The organism is Pseudomonas sp. ASL3 (assembly GCF_056680425.1).
This window is the reverse complement of sequence record NZ_CM155281.1, coordinates 4058150-4084592: the sequence shown is the minus strand read 5'-3', so window position 1 is coordinate 4084592 and position 26443 is coordinate 4058150. Positions and strand designations below refer to the sequence as shown.

Genomic DNA, 26443 nt, shown 5'->3' with positions numbered 1-26443 from the left:
GGCGCCAGAAGAAGCCTGGCGCCAACGACGGGGAATTTAACGGATTTAGCCGACAGGGTCAGCCTCTGTTACATCTTCGTTGCGATGCAGGGCCACCTGACGGATCGACAAGCGGATCTCGGCCGGCAAAACACGCTTCGCCGCGCCCTCAGCCAATTCGCCGAGCAACTCGTGATAGCTGAGCTTGCCCGCCAGGTCTTTGCGCAACACGTCGAGGTCAAGCAAGGTCTGGATGAAGTGACGGAACAGGCTTTTATCGAAGAATTCCGGCGCGTTGAGGCCATGCAGAATCGACAGCCGTTGCGCCATGACCGTACACAAATCCTCCAGCTGTTCGGCGCTGATGCTGTTCTGGCCACTGTTGAGCAGCAGCGAGATCGCCATATAGAAGCGTTGCAGCGTCTGGGCGATGGCCCGCGACAGTAGGGTCAGCAAAACGAAGTGACGCGAACTCGGGGCCGGGCGCAGGTAGACATCGTTTTCAAAGCGCAGCAGGCCTTGCTCGACGAAGGCTTCGAGCCACTGATCGATCACCGCATCCAGCTCGTCCAGCGGCCAGCGAATGAACAGCTCCGATTGCAGGTACGGATACAGCGCACGGGTGTAGCGCAGGACCTGTTCACGGCTCATTCGTGATGAACTCTGGAAGAAACTGGCCAGCAGCGAGGGCAGGGCAAAAATGTGCAAGATATTGTTTCTGTAATAAGTCATCAGGACCGCGTTCTGCTCATCCAGAGAGAGGATTTTGCCCAACGCGTCCTTTTGCTCGGACAGCAGGTTCATGCTTTTCACGTACTCGATCAGCGCTTTGCCATCGCCTTCGGGCAGCGTGGTGTGCGGCGAATACGGCACACGGCGCAGCAGGGTCAGGTACAGGTCCAGAACCCGCGCCATGGCTTGATCGTCCAGCGCCAGCTTGTTGGTGGACAGCAAGGCCAGCGCCACCAGATTGACCGGGTTGATCGCCGCTGCTTCGTTCAGGTGCTGGGCCACGCGTTCGCCAAGGCGGTGAGTGGTTTCGTTCAGCCAGCCGGGACGGTATTGCGGGCCCAGCTCCTGCTCGCGCCAGTTCGGTTGTTCGTGGTCAAGGAACTCAGCCAGTTTGATCGGCTCGCCAAAGTTGACCGACACTTGGCCGAAGCGCTGTTTGAGTGCGCCTATCACTTTGAAAATATCGAAGATCGATTCTTTCTTTTTACTTGCGCCGCGCAGTTCGCCCAGATAGGTACGGCCTTCGAGTACCCGTTCGTAACCGATGTACACCGGCACGAATACGATCGGCATCCGCGAGTTGCGCAGGAAGCTGCGCAGGGTGATCGCCAGCATGCCGGTCTTGGGTTGTAGCATCCGCCCGGTGCGCGAGCGGCCGCCTTCGACGAAGTATTCGACCGGGAAACCCTTGGTGAACAGTGTGTGCAGGTACTCGTTGAACACGGCGCTGTACAGCGGGTTGCCCTTGAACGTGCGACGCATGAAGAAAGCGCCGCCGCGGCGCAGCAGGCTGCCGATCACCGGCATGTTCAAGTTGATGCCAGCGGCGACGTGTGGCGGTGTCAGGCCGTTGCGAAACAGCAGGTAGGACAGCAGCAGGTAATCGATGTGGCTGCGATGGCAGGGCACGTAAATCACTTCATGACCCTGGGCGACAGCCTGTACACCTTCGATATGGTTGACCTTGATGCCGTCGTAAATCTTGTTCCAGAACCAGCTCAACACCACTTCGAGAAAGCGGATCGCCGAATAGCTGTAGTCCGACGCGATTTCATTGCCGTAACGCAGGGCCTGAGCCTGGGCTTTGTTCTCCGAAATTTTCTCGCGCTCGGCCTCTTCGATAATCGCTTGCTTCACCAGAGGCTCGTCCAGCAGCCCCTTGACCAGAGTGCGACGGTGCGACAGGTCGGGACCGATCACTGCGGTTTTCAGGTTGCGGAAGTGCACGCGCAAGATGCGTTGGGTCATGCGCAGGGTGCGTTCGTGGCCTTTGTTTTCGTCGATCAGTTCGCGCAGATGCACTGGCGCGGAAAACTGCACGCGGGTCTTGCGGCCCAGAATCAGAATGCTGATCAAGCGGCGTAGGCGCCCGGTCACCGCCCAGCTGTCAGCGAACAACAGCTTCCACGGGCTCGATTCGCTGTCCGGCGACTGACCCCAGAACACGCTGACCGGGATGATCTGCGCATCTTCGCTGGCGTTCTGGCTGATAGCACTGACCAGCCGTTCCAGGGTGGGCGGCGCCCCGCGTTTGTCTTGCCGGCCCAGCCAGTCGGGCTCGGGCGTCAGGTAGAAGAACGCTGCAGGTTCGAGCAAGTTACCCACAGCAACCGGCAGGATCGGCCTTGGCAGCCCGGCTTTGCGGCACTCGGTATCGACCACCGCAAGGTCGCTCAATGAGGGTGATTGCAGTGCGTAGAACACCGGGCGGCTGCGGTCGAGGTTGAGGGTGAAGGACGACTGATTGATGGTTTCCGAACGAACCCAGAGATACAACAGTCGGCGCAAGGTGCCAAACACAAGACGGCGGAATGGAGAACGGGTCATACGGCTTCTGCTGAATAGGGAAAATGAGCGGCTGCCCGGGGCCGACAGTGTGCCGTATATGCTCAGGATCGGCAAAAAACGACGCCGTTTATGTGGATTTCGCAGTTTTTAATGCTGCCCTATACTCGGCCGTTCAATAATAAAACATGGGGCAACGATCCAATGTCAGCACGTGAGACGGGCAATGTGAAGTGGTTCAACGACGCGAAGGGCTACGGCTTCATCCAGCGTGAAAATGGTGGAGACGTATTCGTCCACTACCGCGCGATCCGTGGTGAAGGGCACCGCTCCCTGGCTGAAGGCCAGCAGGTTGAATATGGCCTGGTCGACGGCCAGAAAGGCTTGCAGGCTGAGGATGTGGTGGGGCTTTAAGGACCCACTGTAGGCGTTGGCGCGGTGTGTCAGGCACACCGTCATCGCGGGCAAGCCCGCTCCTACAGGACGGCGCGATTCCTGTGGGAGCGAATTTATTCGCGAATGGCTTGATGCGGTCTGCGACTCAGCTCGTATGCCAGACAATCTCTTCTTCGCCGTCGCTGCTGATGCGTATCCAGCGGTCAGCGGTTTCGTCACTTTCTTCTTCGACCCACGTGCCCGGTGCGCAGCGGACTTCCACGTTCAGCGCGGCAAAGGCGGCGCGGGCGCAGGCGATGTCGTCGTCCCACGGCGTCTTGTCGCTTTCCAGGTACAGGCTGTTCCATTTGCCGACGGCTTTGGGCAGCCAGGTCACGGCAACGCCACCTGCGGTGCATTTGTAGGTTTGACCTTTCTGAACCCAGTCGGTACACGGGCCTAGCGCTGCATTGAGCCAGGCGGCGACGGACTTGTAATCGACGTCGGCGTCTTTGAGGTAAATCTCGATATCAGGTTGGCGCATGGATGCCTCGTTATTCATTGGAAAATCCATTCGCGGATTCATTCGGCTGCTCTACACGGGCAAAGCAGCGTCGATTCGGGGTTTATTGAAGCACGAAATAATCGTAACGCATGGAGACCGTCACTTCGAAGGGCTCCGGCTGTTCGATGACATTGGCCCGCCGTTCGGCGCTGGCCCGCCAGCCGTGGGGTGTCATGGCCAGCAGGTTGGCGCGGGCCTGAGCGTCGATCAGATTGAGGGTGAAGCGCAGGGTCTCGCTGTGCTGCAACTGCATGCCTTCCGGCACCAACGCCAGGTGTTTGTCATCGGCATAATCGCGAACTTCGTCATACAGCCGCTCGCGCAGCTCCATCAAGTGTTCGCTGGTCGGACCGACGCGCATCAAGCCGCCGCCTTTGCTTAGCAGGCGTTTGGCTTCGTTCCAGTCCAACGGGCTGAACACGCTGGCAAGGAACTGGCAGCTGTCGTCGGGCAATGGCACGCGAGCCATGCTGGCGATCAACCAGGTCAGCTTCGGATCGCGCCGGCAGGCGCGTTTGACGGCTTCGCGGGAAATATCCAGCGCGTAGCCGTCAGCGTCGGGCAGGGCCTCGGCAATTTGTGCGGTGTAATAACCCTCGCCACAACCGATATCCAGCCAGCGTGCCGGGGCACGTTCTGCCGCCAGTTCGGCCAGCCGTTTGGCGACCGGTGCGTAATGGCCGGCGTTGAGAAAGTCGCGGCGGGCTTCGACCATGGCCTGATTGTCACCAGGGTCGCGGCTGTTTTTGTGTTGCACCGGCAGCAGGTTCAAATAGCCTTGGCGCGCTCGGTCGAAGCGGTGACCCACGGGGCAGACCACACCGTTATCGACCGCGCTGAGCGCCGCTGTGCAGATCGGGCAGGTCAGCATCATGCGAGCAGTTTGACCAGCGTCTGGTAGTAGATCTCGGTCAGTACATCGAGATCACTGGCCAGCACACGCTCATTGACCTGATGGATCGTGGCGTTGACCGGACCCAGTTCAACCACTTGCGTCCCCATCGTGGCGATAAACCGTCCATCCGAGGTGCCGCCGCTGGTCGATGCCTTGGTTTCGCGGCCGGTGACGGCCTTGATGCTGGCCGAGACCGCGTCCAGCAGATCGCCCGGTTCGGTCAAGAACGGCAGGCCGGACAAGGCCCATTCCACATGCCAGTCCAGGTCATGCTTGTCGAGGATGGTCGCGACCCGCTGCTGCAGGCCTTCGACGGTGGACTCGGTAGAGAAGCGAAAGTTGAACACTGCCAGCAACTCGCCAGGGATGACGTTGGTTGCGCCCGTGCCTGAATTGAGGTTGGAAATCTGAAAGCTGGTTGGCGGGAAGAACGCGTTGCCATCGTCCCAATGCTCGGCGGCCAGTTCGGCCAGCGCGGGGGTGGCCAGATGGATCGGGTTTTTCGCCAGGTGCGGGTAGGCGACATGGCCCTGGACACCGCGTACGGTGAGTTTGGCGCCCAACGAGCCGCGACGGCCATTTTTCACCACATCGCCCACCAGCGTGGTACTCGACGGCTCGCCGACGATGCACCAGTCCAGACGCTCTTTACGCGCGGCCAGACGCTCGACCACCGCCTTGGTGCCGTGATGTGCCGGACCTTCTTCGTCGCTGGTGATCAGGAACGCGACCTTGCCTTTGTGGTCCGGGTGATCGGCGACAAAGCGCTCAGCCGCCACCAGCATTGCCGCGAGGCTGCCTTTCATGTCCGCCGCGCCACGCCCGCAGAGCATGCCGTGTTCATCGATCAACGCATTGAACGGATCGTTCTGCCAGGCCTGTACCGGGCCGGTGGGCACCACGTCGGTGTGTCCGGCGAAGCACAGCACGGGGCCTTCGAGGTTGCCATGGGTGGCCCAGAAGTTATCCACATCCTCGATACGCATCGGCTCCAGAGCAAAGCCGGCATCGCCCAGGCGTTGCATCATCACCGCCTGGCAGTCGGCATCGACCGGCGTGACCGATGGACGACGGATCAAGTCGCAGGCGAGTTGGAGAGTGGGCGAAAGGTCGGCTGGGGCCGTCATGAATAGACTCCGGTAGTGGCGCGTACATACCTGTAGGAGCTGGCTTGCCTGCGATAAGGTCCAAAGGACCTTCCGGCGGAGCCAGCGCGTACAGATTTTTCAGGTGCGGAAAAGGCGCATAGCTTAAAGCAAAACGGCGACCCGAAGGCCGCCGTTTAACGTTATGCAGCAATAGATCAAGCGGCCGCGGGTTCTTCTATGGGCGCTGGTTTGGGCAGCGACGACAGGAAGGCCATGATCAACGCCGCCAGATACGGCAGCGATTGCACGAGCAGCATGGTCACCCAGAAGCGCATGTCCGCACTTGGCAGGCCCTGTACCAGGCAGATGCCCAACGCCGCACCCCATAGCAGCAGCATGATGAACATCTCTTCCCGGGCTTCCGAAATGGCCACCAGCAAACCGTGGCTGGCGGCATTCTTCGGCGTGCGGAAGAACGGAATGCTGCTGGTGAAGAAACCGTACAACACTGCTTTGGCAATGGTATGCGACAACGCCAGCCCGGCCAGCGCAGCGGCAAACGCATCCTTGAGGTTGACCCCCACCGCACGGCGGTACAGGAAGATGATCTTGCCGACCTTGAACACGAACAGCGCCAAAGGCGGGATAGCGAAGATCAACAGCGGCGGATCGACGCGTTGCGGCACGATGATCATCGCCCCCGACCAGAGCAGGGCACCGAGGGTGAAGAAGATATTCATGCCATCGGCGACCCACGGCAGCCAGCCCGCGAGGAAGTGATAACGCTGACCACGGGTCAGTTTAGTGTCCTTGCCACGCAACAGGCTCGAGGTGTGGCGTTTGATGATCTGGATCGCGCCATAGGCCCAGCGGAAACGCTGTTTCTTGAAGTCGATGAAGGTGTCCGGCATCAGACCCTTGCCGTAGCTGTTATGGGCATACGCAGCGGAAAGGCCTTTTTCGAACACGCGCAGACCCAATTCGGCGTCTTCACAGATGCACCAGTCGGCCCAGCCCAGCTCCTCAAGCACAGAACGACGGGTCATGGTCATGGTGCCGTGCTGGATGATCGCGTCACGGTCGTTGCGGGTAACCATGCCGATATGGAAGAAACCTTTGTATTCCGAGTAGCAGAGCTTCTTGAAGGTGCTTTCGTTCTGATCGCGGTAATCCTGCGGTGACTGCACCACAGCGATTTTCGGATCGGCGAAGTGCGGAACCATGTGCTTGAGCCAATTGCGATCGACACAGTAGTCCGAGTCGATCACGGCAATCACTTCGGCGTCTGGCGCGGTGTGCGGAATCAGGTAGTTCAGTGCGCCACCCTTGAAACCGGCCAACGGCGCGACGTGGAAGAACTTGAAGCGCGGGCCAAGCATTTCGCAATGCGCCTTGACCGGTTCCCAGACTGCCGGGTCCTTGGTGTTGTTGTCGATGAGCAGGACTTCGAAGTCCGGGTAATCGAGAGCAGCCAGTGCGTTGAGGGTCTGTTTGACCATCTCTGGCGGCTCGTTGTAGCAGGGCACGTGCACCGAGACTTTCGGTCGATAGGCGTCGTCGGTTTCCACCGGCAGGAATTGACGACGGCGCTTGTGGGTCCAGACTGCTTCGGCCAGTTCATGCGCCTCGGCCATCAGCACGATGAACACGCCCATTGCACCGAGTGCCAGCAAGAAGCCCACGGTCAGACTGAACCAAGTGCTGTATTGCTGACTGTAGTCGTAACCGATCCAGACCAGCACCGAGCCGCACAGGAATGCGGTAAAGGTCAGGAAGGTGCGGCCGCGCTGTCGTAGCGCCGAACCGTCGATCAGCAGCAGTGCAAGCGACAGCAATGCCAACACCCCCGAACCGACGGCCAGCACTCGCCACTGTGGAATCGCGACGACCGGTCCTTCGAAATTGAATTTCTGTTGGCGATCGGCGTTGTACACGCCCCAATAGGCGCCCACCGAGCCTTCATCGCTAGCTTTCCACGGCTGATCGAAGGCCTCGATCACGAAGTAGTTGAAACCCTGACGGTTAAGTTTGTTGACCAGCGTACGCAGGTAAATGGCCTGATCCGCCGGAGTCGCATCAGCACCACCACGCATGCGACCGTTGCTCGGCCAGCCCACTTCGGACAGCAGCAGCGGTTTTTTCGGGAACATTCTCTTCAGTTCGCGGGCGCGATCGAGTACGAACTGACCGGCCTTGTCGACTGGAATGAATTCCCAGTAAGGCAGAATGTGCGCAGCGACCAGGTCAACGTGCTTGGCCAGTTCAGGGTATTTTTCCCAGATGTGCCATTGCTCGGAGGTGGTCACCGGTACTTTCACGGCAGCGCGCACTCGGTCCAGCAGCACGCTCAGTTGCTTGACGGTGATTTCACGACGGAACAGCGCTTCGTTGCCCACTACCACGCGAACCACGCTGCGCGACGTATTGGCAAGCTCGATGGCGCGGGTAATCTCCCGCTCATTGCGCTCCTGGTCGGGGCTGATCCAGATACCCAGGGTCACTCGCAGGCCGAACTCTTCGGCCAGCTTCGGGATGTTCTCCAGAGAGCCGTCGACAGAGTAGGTACGAATGCTGTCGGTCTGCTTACTGATCAACTCCAGGTCCTGACGCATTTCATCGTCGGACGGATAGATACCTTCCTGTGGGCTTTGTCCCTGGCGGAAAGGTGAGTAAGAGAAGCCGGAGATCTGCTCGGGCCAGTCGGGTGCCGTAACCGGGCGATTGATCAGCGCCCAGAAGCCGGTGAATAGTGCGGCAATCGCCACAACGACCACCAGGTTGAGTCCAAATTTACGCGATGACATAAATGTTTCTGGTTCCAAAGGGTGGAACGGGGGATAGCCGACGAGCGCCGGTCGGCGCGCATCCTACTCTGGCCTTTGTATGGCTGTACAGCCAGCCGATTGGCTATTGGTCAACAACGATGCAACTAAGTTCTGTAACAAGATGTCCTGTGGTCGAATTTAAGCACCGGGTTGCCTGCGAATAACGGCTCATCAGGATAAAGATGCTCCAAACCCCACAGCGGCCTATAATGCGCGCCGGTTTTTGGGGTAATGGTCATGAGCACAGAAGATCCGCGGTTTGCTGGCGTCGCCCGTTTGTATGGCATCGAGGGCCTGGAACGGTTGCGCGCGGCGCATGTGGCGATCGTTGGCATCGGCGGTGTCGGCTCGTGGGCGGCGGAAGCGATTGCCCGCTGTGGCGTCGGTGAAATTTCCCTGTTCGATCTGGATGACGTCTGCGTCAGCAACAGCAACCGCCAGTTGCATGCGCTGGATGGCACCATCGGTAGGGCCAAAGTCGACGTGATGGCCGAGCGCCTGCGCGCCATCAACCCGGATTGCACGGTGCATGCGGTGGCTGATTTCGTCACTCGCGAGACCATGGCCGAGTACATCACGCCTGATATCGACTGCGTGCTCGACTGCATCGACAGCGTTAACGCCAAGGCTGCACTGATCGCCTGGTGCAAGCGGCGCAAAATCCAGATCATCACTACCGGTGGTGCCGGCGGGCAGATCGATCCGACGTTGATCCAGGTCTGCGACCTCAACCGCACCTTCAACGATCCGCTGGCCTCCAAGGTGCGCTCGACCCTGCGCCGCGACTACGGTTTCTCGCGCACGGTGACCCGCCATTACAGCGTGCCGTGCGTATTCTCTACCGAACAACTGCGCTATCCCAAGCCGGACGGTAGCATTTGCCTGCAGAAAAGCTTCGTCGGCGACGGGGTCAAGCTCGACTGTGCAGGTGGATTCGGCGCGGTAATGATGGTGACCGCTACCTTCGGTATGGTTGCGGCGACCAAAGCGGTGGACAAGATTGTCGCTGGCGTGAGACGCCCGTCGGATCGGCTCAAGCCTGCTCAGGCGTTGCCTGAGGCCAGCTGACGCATCCGTTGCAGCACCGCGTTCAAGCCGTTGCTGCGTGACGGCGAGAGGTGTCGGCTCAGGCCCAACTGATTGAACCAGTCCGGCAGATCAACCTGCTGCAAGTCTTCAGCCGACAAACCGTTGACCCGTGCCAACAGCAACGCCACCAGCCCACGAATCAAACGCGCGTCACTGGCCGCGCGAAATTGCCAGTGACCGTCCGTCACGCTGCCGAGCAGCCAGACCTGGCTTTCACAGCCATGCACCCGATGCTCTTCGGTTTTTTCGTCTTCACCCAACGTTGGCAGACGTTCGCCCCACTGCATTAGCAGGCGTGCGCGCTGTTCCCAGCTGTGGGACTGGTTGAAGGTTTCCAGCGCAGTTTGCGCATCGTCAGGCACGTTCATCGCAGCGCTACTCATCGCAACAGCTCCAATGCCTGATCCAGGGCGCTGAAAAAGCGCTCGAGATCGTCGGAGTCGTTGTACAGCGCCAGGGAAACCCGGATCGCGCCCGGTAGGCCGAGGCTTTTGAGCAGCGGCATGGCGCAATGATGCCCGGCGCGGACGGCGATGCCCTGTTCGGTCAGCAAGTGCGCCAGATCGGCGTTATGCACGCCTTCGACCACGAAGCTGACCAGCGCCAACTGCGGATCACCCAGTACGCGCACGCCTTCACGGGCCTTCAAGCCGCCCAGCAACAGCCGATGCAATGCCGTTTCATGCCCAAACACAGCCGCGTGGTCGAGACCCGCCAGATAATCGAGGGTCGCGCCCAGGCCGATCACACTGGCAATCGGTGGTGTGCCGGCTTCGAAGCCCAAGGGCGCGGGGCGAAATTTGGCGTTGTGATAATCGGTCGTCAGCACCATCTCGCCACCAAACTGCCAATGATGCAGCCGCGTCAGCGCTTCGTTGCGGCCATACAGCACACCCAGGCCGTCGGGGCCGTACAGTTTATGGCTGGAGAACACATAGAAGTCGCAGCCCAGAGCCTGCACGTCATGCCGACCATGGACCACCCCCTGGGCACCATCCACCACTGTCAGTGCACCGTGGGCCCTGGCCATGTTCAGCAACGCAGGCAGCGGCTGCCAGGCGCCCAGCACATTAGATAGCTGGCTGACTGCCAGCAAGCGGGTGCGTGGGCCGATCAGCTCGGCGGCGGCATCCAGGTCGATCAAGCCACTGGCATTGAATGGCAGGATCACCAACTTCAGATTGCGGCGTTGTGCAAGTTGCTGCCAGGGCAACAGATTGGCGTGGTGCTCCAGCGCACTGATGACGATTTCGTCACCGGCTGAAAACTCATGCTCCAGCCCATAGGCCAACAGGTTCAGCGCCGAGGTCGCGCCGTGGGTGAAGACGATCTGAGCGGATTCGCCCGCATTCAGCCATTGGGCAATCTTGCTGCGGCTGTTTTCGAACGCCTGAGTGGCATTGGCGCCCGGTAGATGCTGCGCCCGATGCACATTGGCCGCGCCGTTGACGTAGTAATGACTTAGCGCGTCGAGCAGTGCCTGGGGTTTTTGTGTTGTCGCGGCGTTGTCCAGATAGGTCTGGCCTTGCCGTTGAAGTACGGCGATGGCTGGAAAATCAGCGCGCCAGGGGGAGGGCAGAAGCATGGTATTCGGGCTCGGTTGAACGGGTGACCGGGTTCGACGCGACTAGCGCACCATCGAACCCGGACGCTGCATCAATCAGTTGTGAGCGTGCAGCGCTTCGTTCAACTCGATGGCCGACTTGTGGGATTTGCATTCCACAGCGCCGGTTTGCGAGTTGCGACGGAACAGCAAGTCTGGCTGACCTGCCAGCTCACGGGCCTTGACCACTTTCACCAGTTCGTTCTTCTCGTCGAGCAGCGCGACCTTGGTCCCGGCGGTCACGTACAGGCCGGCTTCCACGGTATTGCGATCACCCAATGGGAAACCGATGCCCGAGTTGGCGCCGATCAGGCAGCCTTCGCCGACCTTGATCACGATGTTGCCGCCGCCCGACAGGGTGCCCATGGTCGAGCAACCGCCGCCCAGGTCCGAACCCTTGCCAACGAACACGCCAGCCGACACGCGACCTTCGATCATGCCCGGGCCTTCGGTGCCACCATTGAAGTTGACGAAACCTTCGTGCATTACGGTGGTGCCTTCGCCGATGTAGGCGCCCAGACGTACGCGCGCGGTGTCAGCGATACGCACGCCGCTCGGCACAACGTAGTCGGTCATTTTCGGGAACTTGTCGACCGAGAACACTTCCAGCAATTCGCCCTTGAGGCGCGATTCCAGCTGACGCTCAGCCAGTTCGCTCAGGTCCACAGCGCCTTGGCTGGTCCAGGCGACGTTGGGTAGCAGCGGGAAGATGCCGGCCAGGCTCAGACCGTGTGGCTTGGCCAGGCGGTGGGACAACAGGTGCAGTTTCAGGTAGGCCTCAGGCGTAGAGGTCAGCGCGGTGTCTTCGGCGAGCAAGGTGGCGACCAACGGCTTGTGGCTTTCGGCCAGTCGGGTCAGCAAAGCAGCTTGACCGGCGTCGATGGTTTTCAGGGCATCCGCCAGTTGTGAAGCCTGAGTGGTGTTGAAAGCGATGGCCTGGTTGCCGCTGGTGTAACCCAGTGTCGGCGCGATGGCTGCGACCAGTTCGGCGGACGGGTTGATCAAGGGCTGTGCGTAGAACACTTCCAGCCATGCACCTTGACGGTTTTGAGTGCCGATACCAAACGCCAGGCTGAATAGGGTAGTAGACATGTAAATACCTCTTACGAATTCTGGTTAAAGGGGTTCAAGCAGCGCTCAGGCTTACTTGAAGGCCACCGCGTAAAGATCGGGCTTGAAGCCAATCAAGGTTCTATCACCGAGATCAAGCACCGGGCGTTTGATCATCGAAGGTTGCGCGAGCATCAGTTCTATTGCCTTGGCTTGATCGAGATCGGCTTTTTGTCCGTCATCGAGTTTGCGGAAGGTAGTCCCTGCCCGGTTTAAAACGATCTGCCAGCCATGTTCATCGCACCATTGAGTCAGATGCTCGCGGTCGATGCCGACCGTTTTGTAATCATGAAAATCGTAGCGCACGGCTTTTTCATCGAGCCAGGTGCGAGCTTTTTTCATGGTGTCACAGGCTTTGATCCCGTACAGACGCAAGCCCTTGTTTTTGCTGGAGGAATTTTCCATCCCCGAAACTCCCCACTCTGTCCAAAAAATTCAGCGAGTGATTATGCCACGTCCATCTATTTGGCGCTTCGGCTGTCTCTTTCGGGATCCGTTGGCGCTCTTAACGAAATTTCAATATCCGATCGGGTAATCTCTCCCATCGTTTCGGATCGGCGAGTTACCCACTCGCAGGTATCTCGATTTTGGCACACGACTCCGCTTTTTTTGGGACCTATCCTTCCCCTTTGGTGACTTGATGCGTATTCCTCTACCCACTCTTAGTTTGTTTGTCCTGGGTTGTCTGTTGTTTTTCTTCGCTTTGGGCAATCACCAGTTACAAGGTTCGGCTGAGCCTCGTATTGCCGGGATCGCGATGGAGATGCATCTCGATAACGACTGGATAACGCCCAAGCTGAATGGACAGCCATTTCTGGAGAAACCGCCTCTGAGTCTGTGGCTCGATGCCGGAGCCATTGGACTGTTCGGGGCGACGCCGCTGGCTGTGCGACTGGCGTCAGCATTCGCCGGTCTGTTCAGTCTGATGGCGCTTTTCGGCATGCTGCGCAAGCTCGGGCGGCCAGTAACAATTGCCTGGCTCGCCGCAATCCTGATGGCCACCACGGCCAGCTTTTTGAGCAATGCCCGACAGGTGGGCGAAGATACGTTGCTCGCCTTGGGGGTGACCCTGGCACTGCTGGCGTTTTTCCATGCCAGTCGCCAGCAGGCCGAGCATCGACGCCTGGCCATTGGTGCCTGGTTGCTGTTCGCGTCAGGCATTATGATCTCCACCCTCAGCAAGGGGGTACTCGGGCTGGCGATGCCGGGTGTGGTGATTTTTGTTTATCTGATTTGCGAGAGCTTGATCGAAAAACGTTTCAGTTTCTCGAACTGGTCGCGTCCCGCTCTTTTTACACTGCTCGGTTTGATACCGCTGATGGTGTGGTTGGGCCTGCTGTATCAGCAAGGCGGCCTGCAGGCGGTGGGTGAGGTGCTTTGGGCCAACAGTGTCGGCCGTTTCAGTGGCTCGTTCGAGGATGCCGGTCACTTCGAACCGTTCTATTACTATCTGTTGAAGTTGCCGCAAGCCTTCCTGCCATGGAACCTGCTGGTCTATTTCGGTCTCTGGCATTTCCGCAAGTCGCTGTCGAGCAATCGGTACTTGCTGTTCTTCAGCGTATGGATGCTGGCGCAGTTCTTCTTGCTGAGCATTGCCTCCAGTAAACGTATGGTCTATCTGATGTCGCTGACGCCCGCTGCGGCAGTGATTGCCACCGAGTATGGCGCCGTGTTGCTTCAAGGTTTGCGCGAACGTGCTCAGTCTTCGGCCTTCGCGGACAAGCTGTTCCGCAATCAGCGCGCAATAGTGTCTGGCGTGCTCGGTGTGGTGATCTGCGGTTATCTGGCAGCCGCCTTCTGGATAGCGCCACAAGCAGACCGTAAAGAGTCCTTCTTGCCGTTGACCTCGCGGATCGAGGCCATACAAGCCAGCGGACAGCATGTGGCGTTGTTCAACCCGAGTGAGCGGTTGGCAGGCGCCAGCGTGTTCTACAGCCAGAGCCGCCTCGATGCCTTGCGTTCTGAGGAACAGTTGACTCGTTTTCTCAGTGAGTCGCCCGGTAATGTGGCGATCATGGAAAGCGAGACCGAGCCGGCTGCACCGCTGAAGGTCGTGGAAAAATTGGCGGTCGGTAAGCGCGACTATTATTTCGTCGGGCAATAAACTGCGTTAGCGCATGCTTTGTGAGTGATCTTGTCAGGGCCTTCTAAAGGCCCTGTCTTTCTTTGGAGATACGCGTTGGCATCTATACCCTTAGTCCGGTCCTCAACGGTGTCTTTGATGACTGTGCGCCAGCAATCTATTGGCCTGGGAGTCCTGGCTCTACTGCTGTTCATCGCTGGGGGCTATCAGCAAGCGGTGATCGGTTTTGACTCGCGCTTCGTATTGTTTGCCCAGGAAATGTTGCGCCATGGACCCGGCTTCTTTCCTACGACCTATGGCCAGCCGTATGCGGACTATTCCGCAACCTCAACGTTTTTCGTCTATCTGCTCTCATTGCCTTTCGGACGGGTAGTCAGCCTGACGGCCTGGCTGCCCACCGCGATTGCTTCGGCAGTCCTGGTATCGCTTATCTATCGTCTGGTCGCTCCGTACTCTCGCCTATGGGCTTTGCTCAGCATTGCTCTGCTCCTGCTGAGCAATACCTTCATCACTGAAACGCGAGCGGTGTCGCTGGATCAGATGCTCGCGACGGTGTCTTTCGCCGTCTTTTATCTGGGTTATGCCGCGGATCATTTTGACTCGCGCAGACGCATGGGATGGGTCCTGGCTTTGCTGGCGCTGGGGTTTGCCATTCGCGGGCCGATTGGGTTGGTGGTACCGACAGGGATGCTGTGTAGCTACTACGTGCTTAATGGCCAGTGGCGACGAATGTTCATTTTTGGGCTGCAGGCATTGGCACTACTGGCGATCTGTATAGGGGTTCTGTTGCTGCTCGCTGATGTCAGTGGTGGCCCGGATTTCCTGCGTGAAGTGGTGCGTATGCAGTTCACCTCGCGCATGGATGGCACTGAGGGCTCTAGCGACGCGCTGTATTATTTCACCAGCTCTACAGGCAACTACGCGTTTGCCTACCCGCTGGCCATTTTGGTGCTGGCAGTGCTGTTGCTGGCTGGCCGCCAGCATCGAGGCCCCGCGCTGCGGCTGGTGCAGTTCTGCGCTACCGCAGGGCTGATCGTGATGATCGGGTTGTCGATACCGCAGGCTAAAAAAGCACGCTACATGCTACCGATGATACCGATGGCAGCGATTGTCGCGGCCTATCCTTTCCAGGTAGCCGAGGGGCGTCTGTTTGCCTGGTTACGCGGTCTGATGCTTGGGCTTTGGCTGCTGCTGCCGAGTTTGTTGATCGCTGGGTTGCTGGTGGCTCGCCACCGTTTTCCGGAGCAGTTACCGTCGATCGGTGCAATCCTGACTGTGCTGGGGGTGCTACAGGTCGTTGCGCTAGCCCTGTTGTTCAAATCGCAATGGCGGGCTGTCGGCCTGGCGTTTTGTGCAGTGCTGGCGGTGTGGTCGAGCTACATCCTGGTCTTCGAACCGGTGGAGCGTGCGCTGTATGACACTCGTAGTTTTACCCTGGCCGCGCATGATTTTATCCAGCATGATCCAGCGCCTGTGATTCTGTATGGGATGGGTAAGGACGCGAAGGCGATCAAGTTCATGGTCAATGTCCCTGAAGATCTGCGGCCGATTTTCAGCGAGCGTCTGGAGGAGCTGGTCGAGATGAAGGGGCCAGCCTATGTGGTGATGGACGAAACTGATTTCCAGGCCCTGCAAGGCACTCGGCTCGCGGCGTTGCCGATACTGCTAAGCGGTCGTTTTGACAAGAATGACTACGTCCTGTTGCGCCTGCCGCAAGCGCCAGCCAACGCGCCTTGACACCAGGCTTCGCAGGATCAGAGCCTGGCTAAGCCAGGCTCTGATCTTTGGATCATGCTGCGGAGTTATCGTCGGTCGCGCTTTGCCCATTCCATTGCTGGAAGGGGATCGGCAGATTACGAGAGTCGCCACGGCCCATCGGGAAGTAATGGAAACCCTTACGTGCCATACGCTCGGTATCGTAGAGGTTGCGTCCGTCGAAGATGACCGGCGCGTTGAGACGCTCCTGGATCAGTTTGAAGTCGGGAGCCTTGAACTGCTGCCATTCGGTGCAGATGATCAAGGCATCAGCGCCGCCCAATACGGACTCGGGCGTCCCCATGAGGGTCAGGCCAGGGTGGTTACCGTAAATGCGTTGGGTCTCTTGCATGGCTTCAGGGTCGTAGGCGCGGACAGTGGCGCCGGCTTCCCACAGGGCTTCCATCAGCACGCGGCTTGGCGCATCGCGCATGTCATCGGTGTTGGGTTTGAATGCCAGCCCCCACACTGCGAAGGTCTTGCCGCGCAGGTCGCCTTTGAAGAACGCGTTTACACGTTCGAACAGCTTGGTTTTCTGGCGCTGGTTGATCGCTTCCACCGCTTCCAGCAAATCGCTCGAGCAATGAGCTTCCTGCGCGCTGTGGATCAAGGCGCGCATGTCTTTGGGGAAGCACGAGCCGCCGTAACCGGCGCCAGGGTAGATGAAGTGATAGCCGATGCGTGAGTCGGCGCCGATACCCAGACGTATGGATTCAATATCGGCACCGAGGTGCTCGGCCAGTTCTGCAATCTGGTTGATAAAGCTGATCTTGGTCGCCAGCATGCAGTTGGCGGCGTACTTGGTCAGCTCGGCGCTGCGCAGGTCCATGAAAATGATGCGATCGTGGTTGCGGTTGAACGGAGCGTAGAGATCGCGCATGACGTCGCGCACTTCTTCGCGTTCGCAACCGATCACGATGCGATCCGGGCGGCGGCAGTCGGAAACGGCCGAACCTTCTTTAAGGAACTCGGGGTTGGAGACAATATCGAACTGCAACGGACGACCGGCCAGGGCCTTCTCGGTATGCAGACGCAGCGCGTCACCAGTGCCGACGGGCACGGTGGATTTCTCGACCAGAATCAGCGGCTCGACCCGATGGCGTGCGACCATTTCACCGACCGAGAACACCGCGCGCAGGTCTGCCGAACCGTCATCGCTGGAAGGTGTACCGACCGCGATGAACAATACCTGGCCGTGTTCGATGGCCAGCTTCTCGTCGCTGGTGAAGTGCAGGCGTCCGCTTTCCAGGTTTTCCCGCACCAGGGTCGCCAGGCCAGGTTCGAAGATGCTGACATGGCCCTGCTTGAGCTGTTTCACTTTCTCTTCGTCAATGTCCATGCAGATCACATCGTGGCCGACTTCAGCCAGAACGGTTGCTTGTACAAGGCCTACATAACCACTACCAAATACGCTGATTTTCATGCGGAATTCCTGGACCGTGTCACTGAATTGCGTTGTGAGTTGATTGTGATGACGCCCAGGATAACCAGGGTCACACCGATTGTTTTGGATAAGCTGAAATGTTCGTTGAAGAACGGCAGGCTGGCGGCCAGCAGATAGACCAACGCGTAACTGATGCTTAGCAACGAGTAGGCGCGGCCCAATGGCAGGTCTCGCAAGGCGAGAAGCCAGCAAAGCATGGAAAGGGCATAGGCAAGGATCGAGGCCGAGACAAGGCCCACGGCCAGCAAATCGATGCTGCCACTGCCCAGGGCGTCCAGCCACTGCGTGGGGGAGGGCAGGCGTGTCATGCTCCAGCGCATGCCCAGTTGTGCACCGCTGACCAGCAGCACACTGCCCATGGCAAAGGTGATACCGCGTTGCAGGTTCATGTTTGCTGTCCCAGCAGGACGACGCCTGCAATCACCAAGGCGACTCCCAGCCAGTGGCGGCGATCAATGGATTCTTTGAACAGGTAGTGCGCCACCAAGGTGATCAGCACGAAGTTCAAGCTCAGCATCGGGTACGCGATACCTACTTCCAGCCGTTGCAGAACCAGCAACCACAACAACAATCCAAGGCCGAGGCTGGCAAGCGCCAGCCATAACCATGCAGAGCGCACAGCGAGGGCAATACCAACGGTTTGCCCTCGCCAACTTTCCACGGCGAACTTCTGGGCAACCTGGCCCAGACAGCTCAACATGCAGGCAGAAAGCAAGAGTAACAGAGTCATGGCTGGGATTGCGCGAAGATCAGGATCACGATATCCCCTTCCTCGTAACGCTTGCCATCCTTGGGCAGCAACTCAACCTCATGCACTTCGTCGGCGCTTTTCACCCGCATGACGACCCCCACCGAGCCTTCGCGCCGAGCCTGGGTCATCCATTGCTCGATACTGGGAAGGTCGACGTCACGGCCATCGGCGTCAGGATAGGACAGGCCGTACTTGAGCTCGCCGATTGTGTTGTAGAGCACGATGTCGGGTCGCTGCACACGCCACGCCAGGGAGGAGGCAGCGCCCAGATCATTGCTGAGCAAGTGTTTGGATTGATTGAGTTCCTGCGCATGCCGGGCAATGAACGAGTCGGGTATTTTGTTGTAAACAATGCTGTTAGGCATGGCCGCCGGCAGTACTGCAATCAGCAGCCAAATGCCGAGCGCTGGTGTGGCCCACAAGGCCAGGGGTCTTAGCGCTTGCAAGGTGTTGGCAACGATCCAGCCAACCAGGACGATAACCCCCAGCCACAAATGTAGCGGTTCGTTTTCGTAGACGGGTCGTTTGAGTTGCAGGTACACCAAGGCAAGCAATCCGATCACACCGATCGTCAGATTGAGCAGACCATTGATACGGATGGCCCGAACCTTGGCCTGCTCCACCCGGTCTATCAGTGCATGCCCCATGAGCAGGGCCAGCGGTAACAGGCAGGGCATGATATAGGTCGGCAGCTTGCCTTTGCTCAGGCTTAAAAAGGCCAGCGGCAGTAACATCCAGAGCAGCAGGAAACCGGTTTTCGCCTGGCCTTTCGCTTGCCACGCCTGTTTGAAGGTTGTTGGCAGCAGCGCGGCCCAAGGAAGGCAGGCGGCGACCAGTATCGGTAGATAGAACCACCAGGGCTGAGGGTGCTGCGCATCTTCGCCGGCGAAACGGCGGATGTGCTCGTGCCAGAAGAAGAAACTCCAGAAATCCGGCTCGCGCGCTTGCACCGCCAGTATCCAGGGCAGGGACACCAGAATCGCTACTACAACGGCCAGCGGACCGTACTTCAACAGTTCGCGCAAGCGCTTTTGCCAGAGCATGTAGGGCAGGGCGATCAGCGCGGGCAGCGCCCAGGCGAGGAAACCTTTGGTCATGAACCCCATGCCACATGCGAGGCCAAGCAGGGTCCAGTAAGCCAGGCGCTCCCGGCCCGTGCTGTGGACTGCGAACCAGAACGCAACCATGGTCAGGTTGACCCATAGGGTGAATTGCGGATCGAGATTGGCATAGCCGGCTTGCCCGGCGATCAAACCAAAGCTCATGAAAAGCAGGGCGCAGGTAAAGCTCTTGCGCGGGTCGTTCCACAATCGGCGTGCGATCAGGTACGTCAGCACGACGCTAAGCCCGGTGCTGAGTGCCGAGGCAACGCGCACGCCAAATAAATTGTCACCAAATACGGCCTGACCAATAGCAATCAGCCAGTAACCGGCGATGGGTTTTTCAAAGTAACGGAGCCCCATGAAGTGAGGTGAAACCCAGTTACCGCTGAGGAGCATCTCCTGACTGATTTGCGCATAGCGGCTTTCGTCTGGAATCCACAGGCCGTGAGAGGTCAGTGGCAGCAGAAAAGCCAGGCAGAAGGCAAGCAGCAGGAGAGGTAGTGTCCAGCGTCCGGTCATGAACGTTGTACTCCAAGCCAGCCCTCACGGCCGCTCAGGGTGCCACGTACCAGTTGCCCTTCAGGCAGGGTATTGACCTGGGCTGGCAACAAGTTGCCAAGGGGTTGGAAGAGGATGTTGCGCAAGCGGGCCTGGGTCAGCAATTGACGAAAGTCATTAGCCATTAGAATCCCTTCTACTTCTGCATGAATGGTATAGACATTCAATTTCTCGGGGCTGAACCGATCGAGAATGAATGCATTGAAATCGCTGCTATTCAGGTCTGGACCGACCACTTCATCGAACGTGGGTAAGTCCACCGGGATTTGTGGCGTGCCCAGGCTGCCATCCGTAAGTCTGGGTTGAAAGACACTGTGCCCGCGACAATCACTGTTGTAGCGGAAGCCGAAACGCTGCTTGGCCTCCACCACACGCTCATCGGCGCGCCAGCCGGCCGTGGCCGAACATTCGACGCGCTGACCGGTGATGTCGCTGAGACAGTCCACTCCACGACGTATCTGCTCGATCAACTCGGCCTCGCTCCAACGCCCGGCATTGGCTTGCCAGCCATGGTGATCCCAGGCGTGCAAGCCGACTTCATGACCGGCATCGAGGGCTTGGCGCATCAAGTGACCCAGGTCGCGTCCGATGGGTTTCCCCGGCCACGCGGTACCGGCCAGGAGAATATCCCAACCGTACAGACTGGCCGCCTTCGAACGCAGCATTTTCCAGAAGAACTGAGGGCGGATGAGACGCCATAAATGGCGCCCCATGTTGTCCGGTCCCACGCTGAAAAAGAACGTCGCTTTTACCTGGGCTTCATCGAGCATCTCCAGTAACCGCGGCACCCCCTCCCGGGTGCCACGGTAGGTGTCAACATCGATTCGAAGTCCTGCCTGCATCAGCGTTTATCCGCGATTTCAGCCATGGCTTCGCGCAGGAAAAAGTCCAGGGTGTTGCCGATGGTTTCACTCATTTCTACCGTCGGTGTCCAATCCAGCAGGCGCTTGGCGTTCTCGATGCTTGGTTTGCGGTGAGACACATCCTGGTAGCCCGTGCCGTAGAACGCCTTGCTTTCAACGTCGCGGAAACCGGCGAACGGAGGGAAGTTGGCGCGCAGCGGGTGAGCTTCGAACTGACGCAGCAGCTCTTCGCCCAACTGACGGATGCTGGCTTCGTTGTCTGGGTTGCCGATGTTGATGACTTGACCGTTACAGGCGTTGTTATCGTTGTCGATAATGCGTGCCAGGGCTTCGATGCCGTCAGCAATGTCGGTGAAGCAGCGTTTTTGTTCGCCACCGTCGAACAGACGGATTGGCGTGCCTTCCACCAGGTTCAGGATCAGCTGGGTGATTGCACGGGAGCTGCCGATACGGGCCGAATCCAGACGGTCCAGGCGCGGGCCCATCCAGTTGAACGGACGGAACAGGGTGAAGTTCAGGCCTTTCTGGCCGTAAGCCCAGATCACGCGATCCAGCAGCTGCTTGGAAACCGAGTAGATCCAGCGTTGCTTGTTGATCGGACCGACGACCAGGTTAGAGGTGTCTTCATCGAAGTTCGCGTCCTGGCACATGCCGTAGACTTCGGAAGTCGACGGGAAGATCACGCGCTTGTTGTACTTCACGCAGTAACGAACCAGTTTCAGGTTCTCTTCGAAGTCCAGTTCGAATACGCGCAGAGGATTGCGGGTGTACTCGATTGGCGTGGCGATGGCCACCAGCGGCAGGACCACGTCGCACTTCTTGATGTGATATTCGATCCACTCGGAGTGAATGCTGATATCGCCTTCGACGAAGTGGAAGTTCGGATGGCTGCGCAGGCGTTCGACGGCGTCGGAACCGATGTCCAGGCCGTAGACGTCATATTTGTCGTCGCGCAGCAGGCGCTCGGACAGGTGGTTGCCGATGAAGCCGTTGACGCCGAGGATCAGCACGCGGGTGCGACGTGGGGCACGGCCCGACTCGGCACCGCGCAGTACGGAGCCGTCGACCAGGCCCAGTTCGTTGGCCAGTTGCGGGCCGCTCAGGTACAGGCCGTTTTCGTTACGCTGACCGGCGTTGATCACAAGGGAGTCTTCGCCACAGGCGATACGCAATGGATCGACGCTGATCACGCGGCCTGGCGCCAGGCCTTCGTTGCCCTTGGCGACTTCAGCGGTCCAGACGATCAGTTTGTGCTCGCCCACTGCGCAGAAAGCGCCCGGGTAAGGCTGGGTCACGGCGCGAACCAGGTTGAACAGCTCTTCAGCCGGGCGTTTCCAGACCAGCTTGCCATCTTCCGGGGTACGACGACCGAAATAAGTCGCCTTGGATTCATCCTGGGCGGTTTCGCTCAGTTTGCCCAGGGCCAGTTGAGGCAGAGTTTCGCTCAGCAGGTTGGCAGCGGATTCACGCAGTTTGCCGTGCAGGCTCAATGCGGTATCGGAACGTTCGATGGCAACGCGCTGCTGGGCCAGAATGCCACCGGCATCGGCGCGTTTGACCATGCGGTGCAGGGTGACGCCGGTTTCGGTTTCGCCGTTGACCAGCACCCAGTTGGCCGGTGCACGACCGCGGTAGCTCGGTAGCAGCGAGCCGTGCAGGTTGAACGCGCCCTTGCCGGCACAGGCCAGCAGGTCGTCGTTCAGCAGGTTGCGGTAGTAGAACGAGAAAATGTAGTCCGGGCTGAGCTTGGCGATGCGCTCGATCCACAGCGGGTGGTTGACATCTTCAGGCGCGTGAACCGGGATACCTTTGCGTGCACACAATTGCGCAACTGAACCGTAGAAGGTGTTTTCCTTCGGGTCGTCAGCGTGGGTAAACACGGCGGCGATTTCATAACCTGCGTTCAGCAAGGCTTCGATGCCAGTGCAGCCAATATCGTGGTAGGCAAAGACGACAGCTTTCGGATTCATAACGTAACCTGAGTAGAAGATGAAGACGGGTGTGAGCTGTTAGGGCTAACAGAAGACGACGCGGGTTGGCTGCGTAGCACTTTTTCGATGAAAAAACGTGGGCGGGCCCTTACATCGCTGTACATGCGACCCAGGTATTCGCCCAGTAGCCCCATACCAATGAACTGGCCACCGGTGAACACGAAAAGCACGGCAAACAACACGAAGGTGCCATGACCGGCCCACGTTGCCCCGAATAGCAGGCGCAAGCCGATCAACAGAACGGCGAACAGCACGCCCAGGAATGCCATGCTGAAGCCTAGGATGCTCAGCAAGCGCAATGGGGTGGTGGTCATGCAGGTGATCAAATCGAACATCAAGTTGATCAGGCGCATAGGGCTGTATTTCGAGTCGCCGTGTTCACGCTCGGCGTGTTGGACGACCACTTCGGTTGTGTGGCGCGCGAAGCTGTTGGCCAGAATCGGGATAAATGTACTGCGCTCGCGACAGGCGAGCATGGCGTCGACGATCGTGCGTCGATAAGCCCGCAGCATGCAACCATAGTCACTCATGGCAACGCCGGTGGAGCGCTGCACGGCCAGATTGATGAGCCGCGATGGCCAGCGACGCCAGGCAGAGTCCTGACGGTTGCTGCGTACCGTGCCCACTACGTCGTAGCCGAGTTCGGCCTGTTCTACCAGGCGCGGAATTTCTTCCGGCGGGTTTTGCAGGTCGGCGTCAAGGGTGATGATCACGTCGCCTTTGCACTGCTCGAAGCCCGCCATGATTGCGGCATGTTGGCCATAGTTGCGATTGAGAATCACCGCGACTATGGAGCTGCCTTCGCGTTCAGCGGCATCCTGGAGGATTTGCGCGGAGTCGTCGCGGCTGCCGTCGTCGACCAGTACGATCTCGAACTCATGATGCAACTTGGCGCAGGCTGCCTCGGTACGACGCAGCAGCTCAGGCAGGCTTTGCTCTTCGTTGTAGACCGGGATAACGATCGACACACAGTTAATCGGATAGGGTCTCAAAGGCTTCGTTCCAGAGTAGTTTCAATTGCGCTGGCGACCCGCTCGACATCGTCAAGGGTCATGTCAGGAAACAGCGGGATCGAGCACAGACGCGCGGAGTTCCACTCGGTATCAGGCAAGTGGACATCCGGGAAGCGTTGACGGTAATAGGTGTGCATGTGGGTGGCGACAAAGTGAATGCCGCTGCCGATATTCTGTTCCTGCAGGCCTTTCATGAAGGCTTCGCGATCGATACCGCACTGCTCGGCGTCGATACGTACGATGAACAGGTGCCAGGCGTGTTGCTGAGGATACCGGGGCAGGTGCAGCGGCTGTACCGGCAAGTGGGCCAGGCGCTTCAGATAGGCCTGCGCCAGGACTTCACGTTTGGCATTGATCTCGTCCAGGCGCTGAAGTTGAACCAGGGCAATCGCAGCGTTGATGTCGGCCAGGTTGTACTTGAAGCCCGGCTCAATGACCATCGCCTGCGGTTTGCGGCCATGGGTCATGCGGTCGTAGGCGTCTACGCCAAGCCCGTGAAACTTGAGCATCCGTACCCGGTTGGCAAGATTTTCATCATCGCTGACGAACATCGCACCTTCGGCGCAGGTCATGTTCTTGATCGCGTGGAACGAGAAAATGGCGGTGCCTTTCGCACCAACCGGGCGGCCACGGTAAAGCGTACCGGCGGCGTGGGCGGCATCTTCGATCACGGTGATGCCGTGACGTTCGGCCAACGCATACAGTGGGTCCAGATCAAAGGCGGCCCCTGCGTAATGCACCGGGATGATCGCTTTGGTCCGCGGTGTGATCGCCGCTTCTATGGCCGCGATGTCACTCATCAGCGTATCGCGATCAACATCGACGAAGACCGGCGTTGCACCGAGCAGGCAGATCATGTTTGCGGTGGATACCCACGTCTGCGACGGGGTGATCACCTCGTCGCCCGGGCCAATTCCCAGCGCGAGCAACGTGACATGCATGCCGCCCGTGGCAGAGGAGAGCGCCACGGCGTGACGACAGCCCACTCGTTCGGCAAACTGTTGTTCGAGTTCCTGACTTTTCGGGCCGGTGGTAATCCATCCAGAACGAAGAACCTGCTCTACGGCGGCTATTTCCTCATCACCAATACTCGGACGGGAAAAGGGAAGGAAACTTTGGTTCATGGGATCCTCTGGTGCAGGAAGGCATTGCGGCTTTAGAGTCATGCCGTGCGCAATACCCAGTGATCAACTGTCTATTTTTGAAAAAAAACGAGACCTGCGTTAACCGCAATCGGTAACGGGCCCTCGAAATGTGGCTATATTGAAGCATAGTTCAGCAAGAGTGAAAAATACGTTTACGTTCAACGTGATCGAGTGTGCCCGTTTACAGGATAGTTTTAGGGTGGGGCGGGTCAAGGCAAGGGGTTTGCAGCGGCCATGAACGCGCTAAGTTGCTGCTCGAGAGCCAGTTTGCCATTTAGCAGGCCCTGTCGTCGATATCTTGGGTATCCCGCATGTGCGTGCTGATTTGGTTAACAGGCTCGTTATTCCTCGTTATTCAATGAGGGAAAAGAGACTCGTTCTTATTTGATTCGTTTTGTTGTGTCTTCAGGCCAGGCCGCCCCATGACACGTTGCGGGTCATGGAGCGTGTAGCCGTGGCTTATCGGGCCTTGATGAAGTCGCGAATGCGCTCGGCTGCTTCGACACATTCGGCCAATGGCGCAACCAGGGCCATGCGCACGCGTCCGGCGCCGGGGTTGAAGCCGTCGACTTCTCGGGACAGATAAGAGCCTGGCACCACGGTCACGTGCTCGGCGACGTACAGGTCGCGGCAAAACTCAGTGTCGTCGGTTCCGACATTCGGCCACAGATAAAAGCCGCCATCCGGGCGTTGTACGTCGAGCACCGGGGCGAGGATCTTCAGCACTGCGTCGAACTTCTCCCGATACAGCGTGCGGTTGGCGCGGACATGCACTTCGTCGTTCCACGCGGCAATGCTCGCCAGTTGGGTTTGAACGGGCATCGCGCAGCCGTGGTAGGTGCGATACAGCAAGAACGCCTTGAGGATGTCGGCATCGCCGGCCACAAAACCGGAGCGCAAACCTGGCAGGTTCGAACGTTTGGACAGGCTGTGGAAGACTACGCAACGCTTGAAATCCTTGCGACCCAGCGCCACACAGGCACTGAGCAAGCCGGCTGGCGGTGTCGCCTCGTCGAAGTACAGCTCGCTGTAGCACTCGTCGGCGGCGATCACAAAATCATGTTCATCGGCCAGCGCGATCAGTTTTTTCAGAGTTTCCAGCGGCACTAGCGCGCCAGTCGGGTTGCCCGGCGAGCACAGGAACAGGATCTGGCAGCGCTTCCAGACGTCAGCCGGTACTGCATCGAAATCCGGGTTGAAGCCGTTTTCAGCCAGGCATGGCAGGTAGTGCGGTTGTGCGCCGGCCAGGAAGGCTGCACCTTCGTAGATTTGGTAGAACGGGTTGGGGCTGATCACCAGACCATCGTCGCTGCGGTTGACCACGGTCTGGGTAAACGCGAACAGCGCTTCGCGAGTGCCATTGACCGGCAACACGTTGCGCGCCGGGTCGAGCCATCCGGCGGGTACGCTGAAACGCCGCTCGCACCAGGCGGTGATGGCTTCGCGCAGGGCCGGGATGCCGAGCGTCGTCGGATAGACCGCCATCTGATCGAGATTGGCGGCCAGCGCTTCGGCAACGAAGGAGGGGGAGCGGTGTTTCGGCTCGCCGATGGACAACGCAACGGGGCGCTTGTCGGCATTGGGTGTCACGCTGCCGAGCAAGGCGCGGAGCTTTTCGAAAGGGTAAGGCTGGAGCTGTTGCAAGGCGTTATTCATGGGCATTGTGTCTCAATAAGCATGGCGCCCGGGAG

General features: G+C 58.9%; 22 protein-coding genes. 4 read left to right on the top strand and 18 right to left on the bottom strand.

The genetic code is table 11. The features are described 5' to 3' along the window. Positions 1 to 45: 45 nt before the first annotated feature. Positions 46 to 2538, bottom strand: a complete 2493-nt coding sequence (plsB, locus tag AC1MEE_RS18955) for a glycerol-3-phosphate 1-O-acyltransferase PlsB (protein ID WP_480411117.1) — start codon at positions 2536 to 2538, stop codon at positions 46 to 48. Positions 2539 to 2700: 162 nt separating this feature from the next. Between plsB and AC1MEE_RS18950 the strand changes: the two genes are divergently transcribed. Then, positions 2701 to 2910, top strand: coding sequence for a cold-shock protein (locus tag AC1MEE_RS18950; RefSeq protein WP_480416272.1), 210 nt, complete (start codon positions 2701 to 2703; stop codon positions 2908 to 2910). 127 nt (positions 2911 to 3037) lie between these two features. Here AC1MEE_RS18950 and AC1MEE_RS18945 read toward each other — a convergent pair whose 3' ends face one another. The 4 genes from AC1MEE_RS18945 to AC1MEE_RS18930 all read right to left on the bottom strand — a co-directional run bounded on the left by AC1MEE_RS18945 (position 3038) and on the right by AC1MEE_RS18930 (position 8223). Beyond that, positions 3038 to 3415 (bottom strand): hypothetical protein, encoded by a 378-nt coding sequence (locus AC1MEE_RS18945; RefSeq protein WP_480411116.1) that lies wholly within the window; start codon positions 3413 to 3415, stop codon positions 3038 to 3040. An 82-nt stretch (positions 3416 to 3497) separates the two neighbouring features. After that, on the bottom strand, positions 3498 to 4307 hold the full coding sequence (locus AC1MEE_RS18940) for a putative RNA methyltransferase (protein WP_480416271.1): 810 nt from the start codon (positions 4305 to 4307) through the stop codon (positions 3498 to 3500). Next, a complete protein-coding gene (dapE, locus tag AC1MEE_RS18935) occupies positions 4307 to 5458 on the bottom strand; it encodes a succinyl-diaminopimelate desuccinylase (RefSeq protein ID WP_480411115.1) in 1152 nt (383 codons plus the stop codon). The genes AC1MEE_RS18940 and dapE overlap by 1 nt, the downstream gene beginning before the upstream one ends. A gap of 176 nt (positions 5459 to 5634) precedes the next feature. Beyond that, positions 5635 to 8223: a glycosyltransferase gene (locus AC1MEE_RS18930; RefSeq protein WP_480411114.1), complete on the bottom strand. Its 2589-nt coding sequence runs from the start codon at positions 8221 to 8223 to the stop codon at positions 5635 to 5637. Positions 8224 to 8481: 258 nt separating this feature from the next. On the opposite strand from AC1MEE_RS18930, the gene tcdA reads away from it, so the two are divergent. After that, positions 8482 to 9312 (top strand): tRNA cyclic N6-threonylcarbamoyladenosine(37) synthase TcdA, encoded by an 831-nt coding sequence (tcdA, locus tag AC1MEE_RS18925; RefSeq protein WP_480411113.1) that lies wholly within the window; start codon positions 8482 to 8484, stop codon positions 9310 to 9312. Here tcdA and AC1MEE_RS18920 read toward each other — a convergent pair. The 4 genes from AC1MEE_RS18920 to AC1MEE_RS18905 all read right to left on the bottom strand — a co-directional run bounded on the left by AC1MEE_RS18920 (position 9288) and on the right by AC1MEE_RS18905 (position 12451). Continuing rightward, a complete protein-coding gene (locus AC1MEE_RS18920; protein WP_480416270.1) occupies positions 9288 to 9701 on the bottom strand; it encodes a SufE family protein in 414 nt (137 codons plus the stop codon). The genes tcdA and AC1MEE_RS18920 overlap by 25 nt on opposite strands. 11 nt (positions 9702 to 9712) lie before the next feature. Next, positions 9713 to 10918, bottom strand: a complete 1206-nt coding sequence (locus AC1MEE_RS18915; protein ID WP_480411112.1) for an aminotransferase class V-fold PLP-dependent enzyme — start codon at positions 10916 to 10918, stop codon at positions 9713 to 9715. Positions 10919 to 10993: 75 nt separating this feature from the next. Further along, positions 10994 to 12028, bottom strand: coding sequence for a 2,3,4,5-tetrahydropyridine-2,6-dicarboxylate N-succinyltransferase (gene dapD, locus AC1MEE_RS18910; RefSeq protein WP_480411111.1), 1035 nt, complete (start codon positions 12026 to 12028; stop codon positions 10994 to 10996). Positions 12029 to 12079: 51 nt separating this feature from the next. After that, positions 12080 to 12451, bottom strand: coding sequence for an ArsC family reductase (locus AC1MEE_RS18905; protein ID WP_480411110.1), 372 nt, complete (start codon positions 12449 to 12451; stop codon positions 12080 to 12082). Positions 12452 to 12692: 241 nt separating this feature from the next. Here AC1MEE_RS18905 and AC1MEE_RS18900 point away from each other — a divergent pair, with 241 nt between their 5' ends. Further along, positions 12693 to 14150 (top strand): ArnT family glycosyltransferase, encoded by a 1458-nt coding sequence (locus AC1MEE_RS18900; RefSeq protein ID WP_480416269.1) that lies wholly within the window; start codon positions 12693 to 12695, stop codon positions 14148 to 14150. Positions 14151 to 14267: 117 nt separating this feature from the next. After that, entirely contained in the window at positions 14268 to 15866 is a 1599-nt protein-coding gene (locus AC1MEE_RS18895; protein WP_480411109.1) for an ArnT family glycosyltransferase, read from the top strand. A gap of 52 nt (positions 15867 to 15918) precedes the next feature. Here AC1MEE_RS18895 and AC1MEE_RS18890 read toward each other — a convergent pair whose 3' ends face one another. The 9 genes from AC1MEE_RS18890 to dapC all read right to left on the bottom strand — a co-directional run bounded on the left by AC1MEE_RS18890 (position 15919) and on the right by dapC (position 26408). Beyond that, positions 15919 to 17307 (bottom strand): UDP-glucose dehydrogenase family protein, encoded by a 1389-nt coding sequence (locus AC1MEE_RS18890; RefSeq protein WP_480411108.1) that lies wholly within the window; start codon positions 17305 to 17307, stop codon positions 15919 to 15921. After that, positions 17304 to 17717 carry a 4-amino-4-deoxy-L-arabinose-phosphoundecaprenol flippase subunit ArnF gene (gene arnF, locus AC1MEE_RS18885; RefSeq protein WP_480411107.1) on the bottom strand — a complete coding sequence of 138 codons (414 nt, stop codon included), beginning with the start codon at positions 17715 to 17717 and terminating at the stop codon, positions 17304 to 17306. The genes AC1MEE_RS18890 and arnF overlap by 4 nt, the downstream gene beginning before the upstream one ends. Next, entirely contained in the window at positions 17714 to 18058 is a 345-nt protein-coding gene (arnE, locus tag AC1MEE_RS18880; protein WP_480411106.1) for a 4-amino-4-deoxy-L-arabinose-phosphoundecaprenol flippase subunit ArnE, read from the bottom strand. Before arnE ends, arnF begins: the two co-directional genes overlap by 4 nt. Continuing rightward, the gene (gene arnT, locus AC1MEE_RS18875; protein ID WP_480411105.1) at positions 18055 to 19701 is read right to left on the bottom strand and encodes a lipid IV(A) 4-amino-4-deoxy-L-arabinosyltransferase; all 1647 of its coding nucleotides are present in this window, start codon (positions 19699 to 19701) and stop codon (positions 18055 to 18057) included. Before arnT ends, arnE begins: the two co-directional genes overlap by 4 nt. Continuing rightward, positions 19698 to 20582 carry a 4-deoxy-4-formamido-L-arabinose-phosphoundecaprenol deformylase gene (gene arnD / locus AC1MEE_RS18870; protein ID WP_480411104.1) on the bottom strand — a complete coding sequence of 295 codons (885 nt, stop codon included), beginning with the start codon at positions 20580 to 20582 and terminating at the stop codon, positions 19698 to 19700. The genes arnT and arnD overlap by 4 nt, the downstream gene beginning before the upstream one ends. Next, a complete protein-coding gene (arnA, locus tag AC1MEE_RS18865; RefSeq protein ID WP_480411103.1) occupies positions 20582 to 22573 on the bottom strand; it encodes a bifunctional UDP-4-amino-4-deoxy-L-arabinose formyltransferase/UDP-glucuronic acid oxidase ArnA in 1992 nt (663 codons plus the stop codon). Before arnA ends, arnD begins: the two co-directional genes overlap by 1 nt. Continuing rightward, entirely contained in the window at positions 22570 to 23586 is a 1017-nt protein-coding gene (arnC, locus tag AC1MEE_RS18860; protein WP_480411102.1) for an undecaprenyl-phosphate 4-deoxy-4-formamido-L-arabinose transferase, read from the bottom strand. Before arnC ends, arnA begins: the two co-directional genes overlap by 4 nt. After that, positions 23583 to 24731, bottom strand: a complete 1149-nt coding sequence (gene arnB / locus AC1MEE_RS18855; RefSeq protein ID WP_480411101.1) for a UDP-4-amino-4-deoxy-L-arabinose aminotransferase — start codon at positions 24729 to 24731, stop codon at positions 23583 to 23585. Before arnB ends, arnC begins: the two co-directional genes overlap by 4 nt. 480 nt (positions 24732 to 25211) lie before the next feature. After that, the gene (gene dapC / locus AC1MEE_RS18850; RefSeq protein ID WP_480416268.1) at positions 25212 to 26408 is read right to left on the bottom strand and encodes a succinyldiaminopimelate transaminase; all 1197 of its coding nucleotides are present in this window, start codon (positions 26406 to 26408) and stop codon (positions 25212 to 25214) included. Positions 26409 to 26443 lie beyond the last annotated feature (35 nt).

Coding starts and splice junctions, on each gene's coding strand:
- plsB (WP_480411117.1), bottom strand. CDS start 2,538: ATGACCCGTTCTCCATTCCGCCGTCTTGTGTTTGGCACCTTGCGCCGA.
- AC1MEE_RS18950 (WP_480416272.1), top strand. CDS start 2,701: ATGTCAGCACGTGAGACGGGCAATGTGAAGTGGTTCAACGACGCGAAG.
- AC1MEE_RS18945 (WP_480411116.1), bottom strand. CDS start 3,415: ATGCGCCAACCTGATATCGAGATTTACCTCAAAGACGCCGACGTCGAT.
- AC1MEE_RS18940 (WP_480416271.1), bottom strand. CDS start 4,307: ATGCTGACCTGCCCGATCTGCACAGCGGCGCTCAGCGCGGTCGATAAC.
- dapE (WP_480411115.1), bottom strand. CDS start 5,458: ATGACGGCCCCAGCCGACCTTTCGCCCACTCTCCAACTCGCCTGCGAC.
- AC1MEE_RS18930 (WP_480411114.1), bottom strand. CDS start 8,223: ATGTCATCGCGTAAATTTGGACTCAACCTGGTGGTCGTTGTGGCGATT.
- tcdA (WP_480411113.1), top strand. CDS start 8,482: ATGAGCACAGAAGATCCGCGGTTTGCTGGCGTCGCCCGTTTGTATGGC.
- AC1MEE_RS18920 (WP_480416270.1), bottom strand. CDS start 9,701: ATGAACGTGCCTGACGATGCGCAAACTGCGCTGGAAACCTTCAACCAG.
- AC1MEE_RS18915 (WP_480411112.1), bottom strand. CDS start 10,918: ATGCTTCTGCCCTCCCCCTGGCGCGCTGATTTTCCAGCCATCGCCGTA.
- dapD (WP_480411111.1), bottom strand. CDS start 12,028: ATGTCTACTACCCTATTCAGCCTGGCGTTTGGTATCGGCACTCAAAAC.
- AC1MEE_RS18905 (WP_480411110.1), bottom strand. CDS start 12,451: ATGGAAAATTCCTCCAGCAAAAACAAGGGCTTGCGTCTGTACGGGATC.
- AC1MEE_RS18895 (WP_480411109.1), top strand. CDS start 14,268: ATGACTGTGCGCCAGCAATCTATTGGCCTGGGAGTCCTGGCTCTACTG.
- AC1MEE_RS18890 (WP_480411108.1), bottom strand. CDS start 17,307: ATGAAAATCAGCGTATTTGGTAGTGGTTATGTAGGCCTTGTACAAGCA.
- arnF (WP_480411107.1), bottom strand. CDS start 17,717: ATGAACCTGCAACGCGGTATCACCTTTGCCATGGGCAGTGTGCTGCTG.
- arnE (WP_480411106.1), bottom strand. CDS start 18,058: ATGACTCTGTTACTCTTGCTTTCTGCCTGCATGTTGAGCTGTCTGGGC.
- arnT (WP_480411105.1), bottom strand. CDS start 19,701: ATGACCGGACGCTGGACACTACCTCTCCTGCTGCTTGCCTTCTGCCTG.
- arnD (WP_480411104.1), bottom strand. CDS start 20,582: ATGCAGGCAGGACTTCGAATCGATGTTGACACCTACCGTGGCACCCGG.
- arnA (WP_480411103.1), bottom strand. CDS start 22,573: ATGAATCCGAAAGCTGTCGTCTTTGCCTACCACGATATTGGCTGCACT.
- arnB (WP_480411101.1), bottom strand. CDS start 24,731: ATGAACCAAAGTTTCCTTCCCTTTTCCCGTCCGAGTATTGGTGATGAG.
- dapC (WP_480416268.1), bottom strand. CDS start 26,408: ATGAATAACGCCTTGCAACAGCTCCAGCCTTACCCTTTCGAAAAGCTC.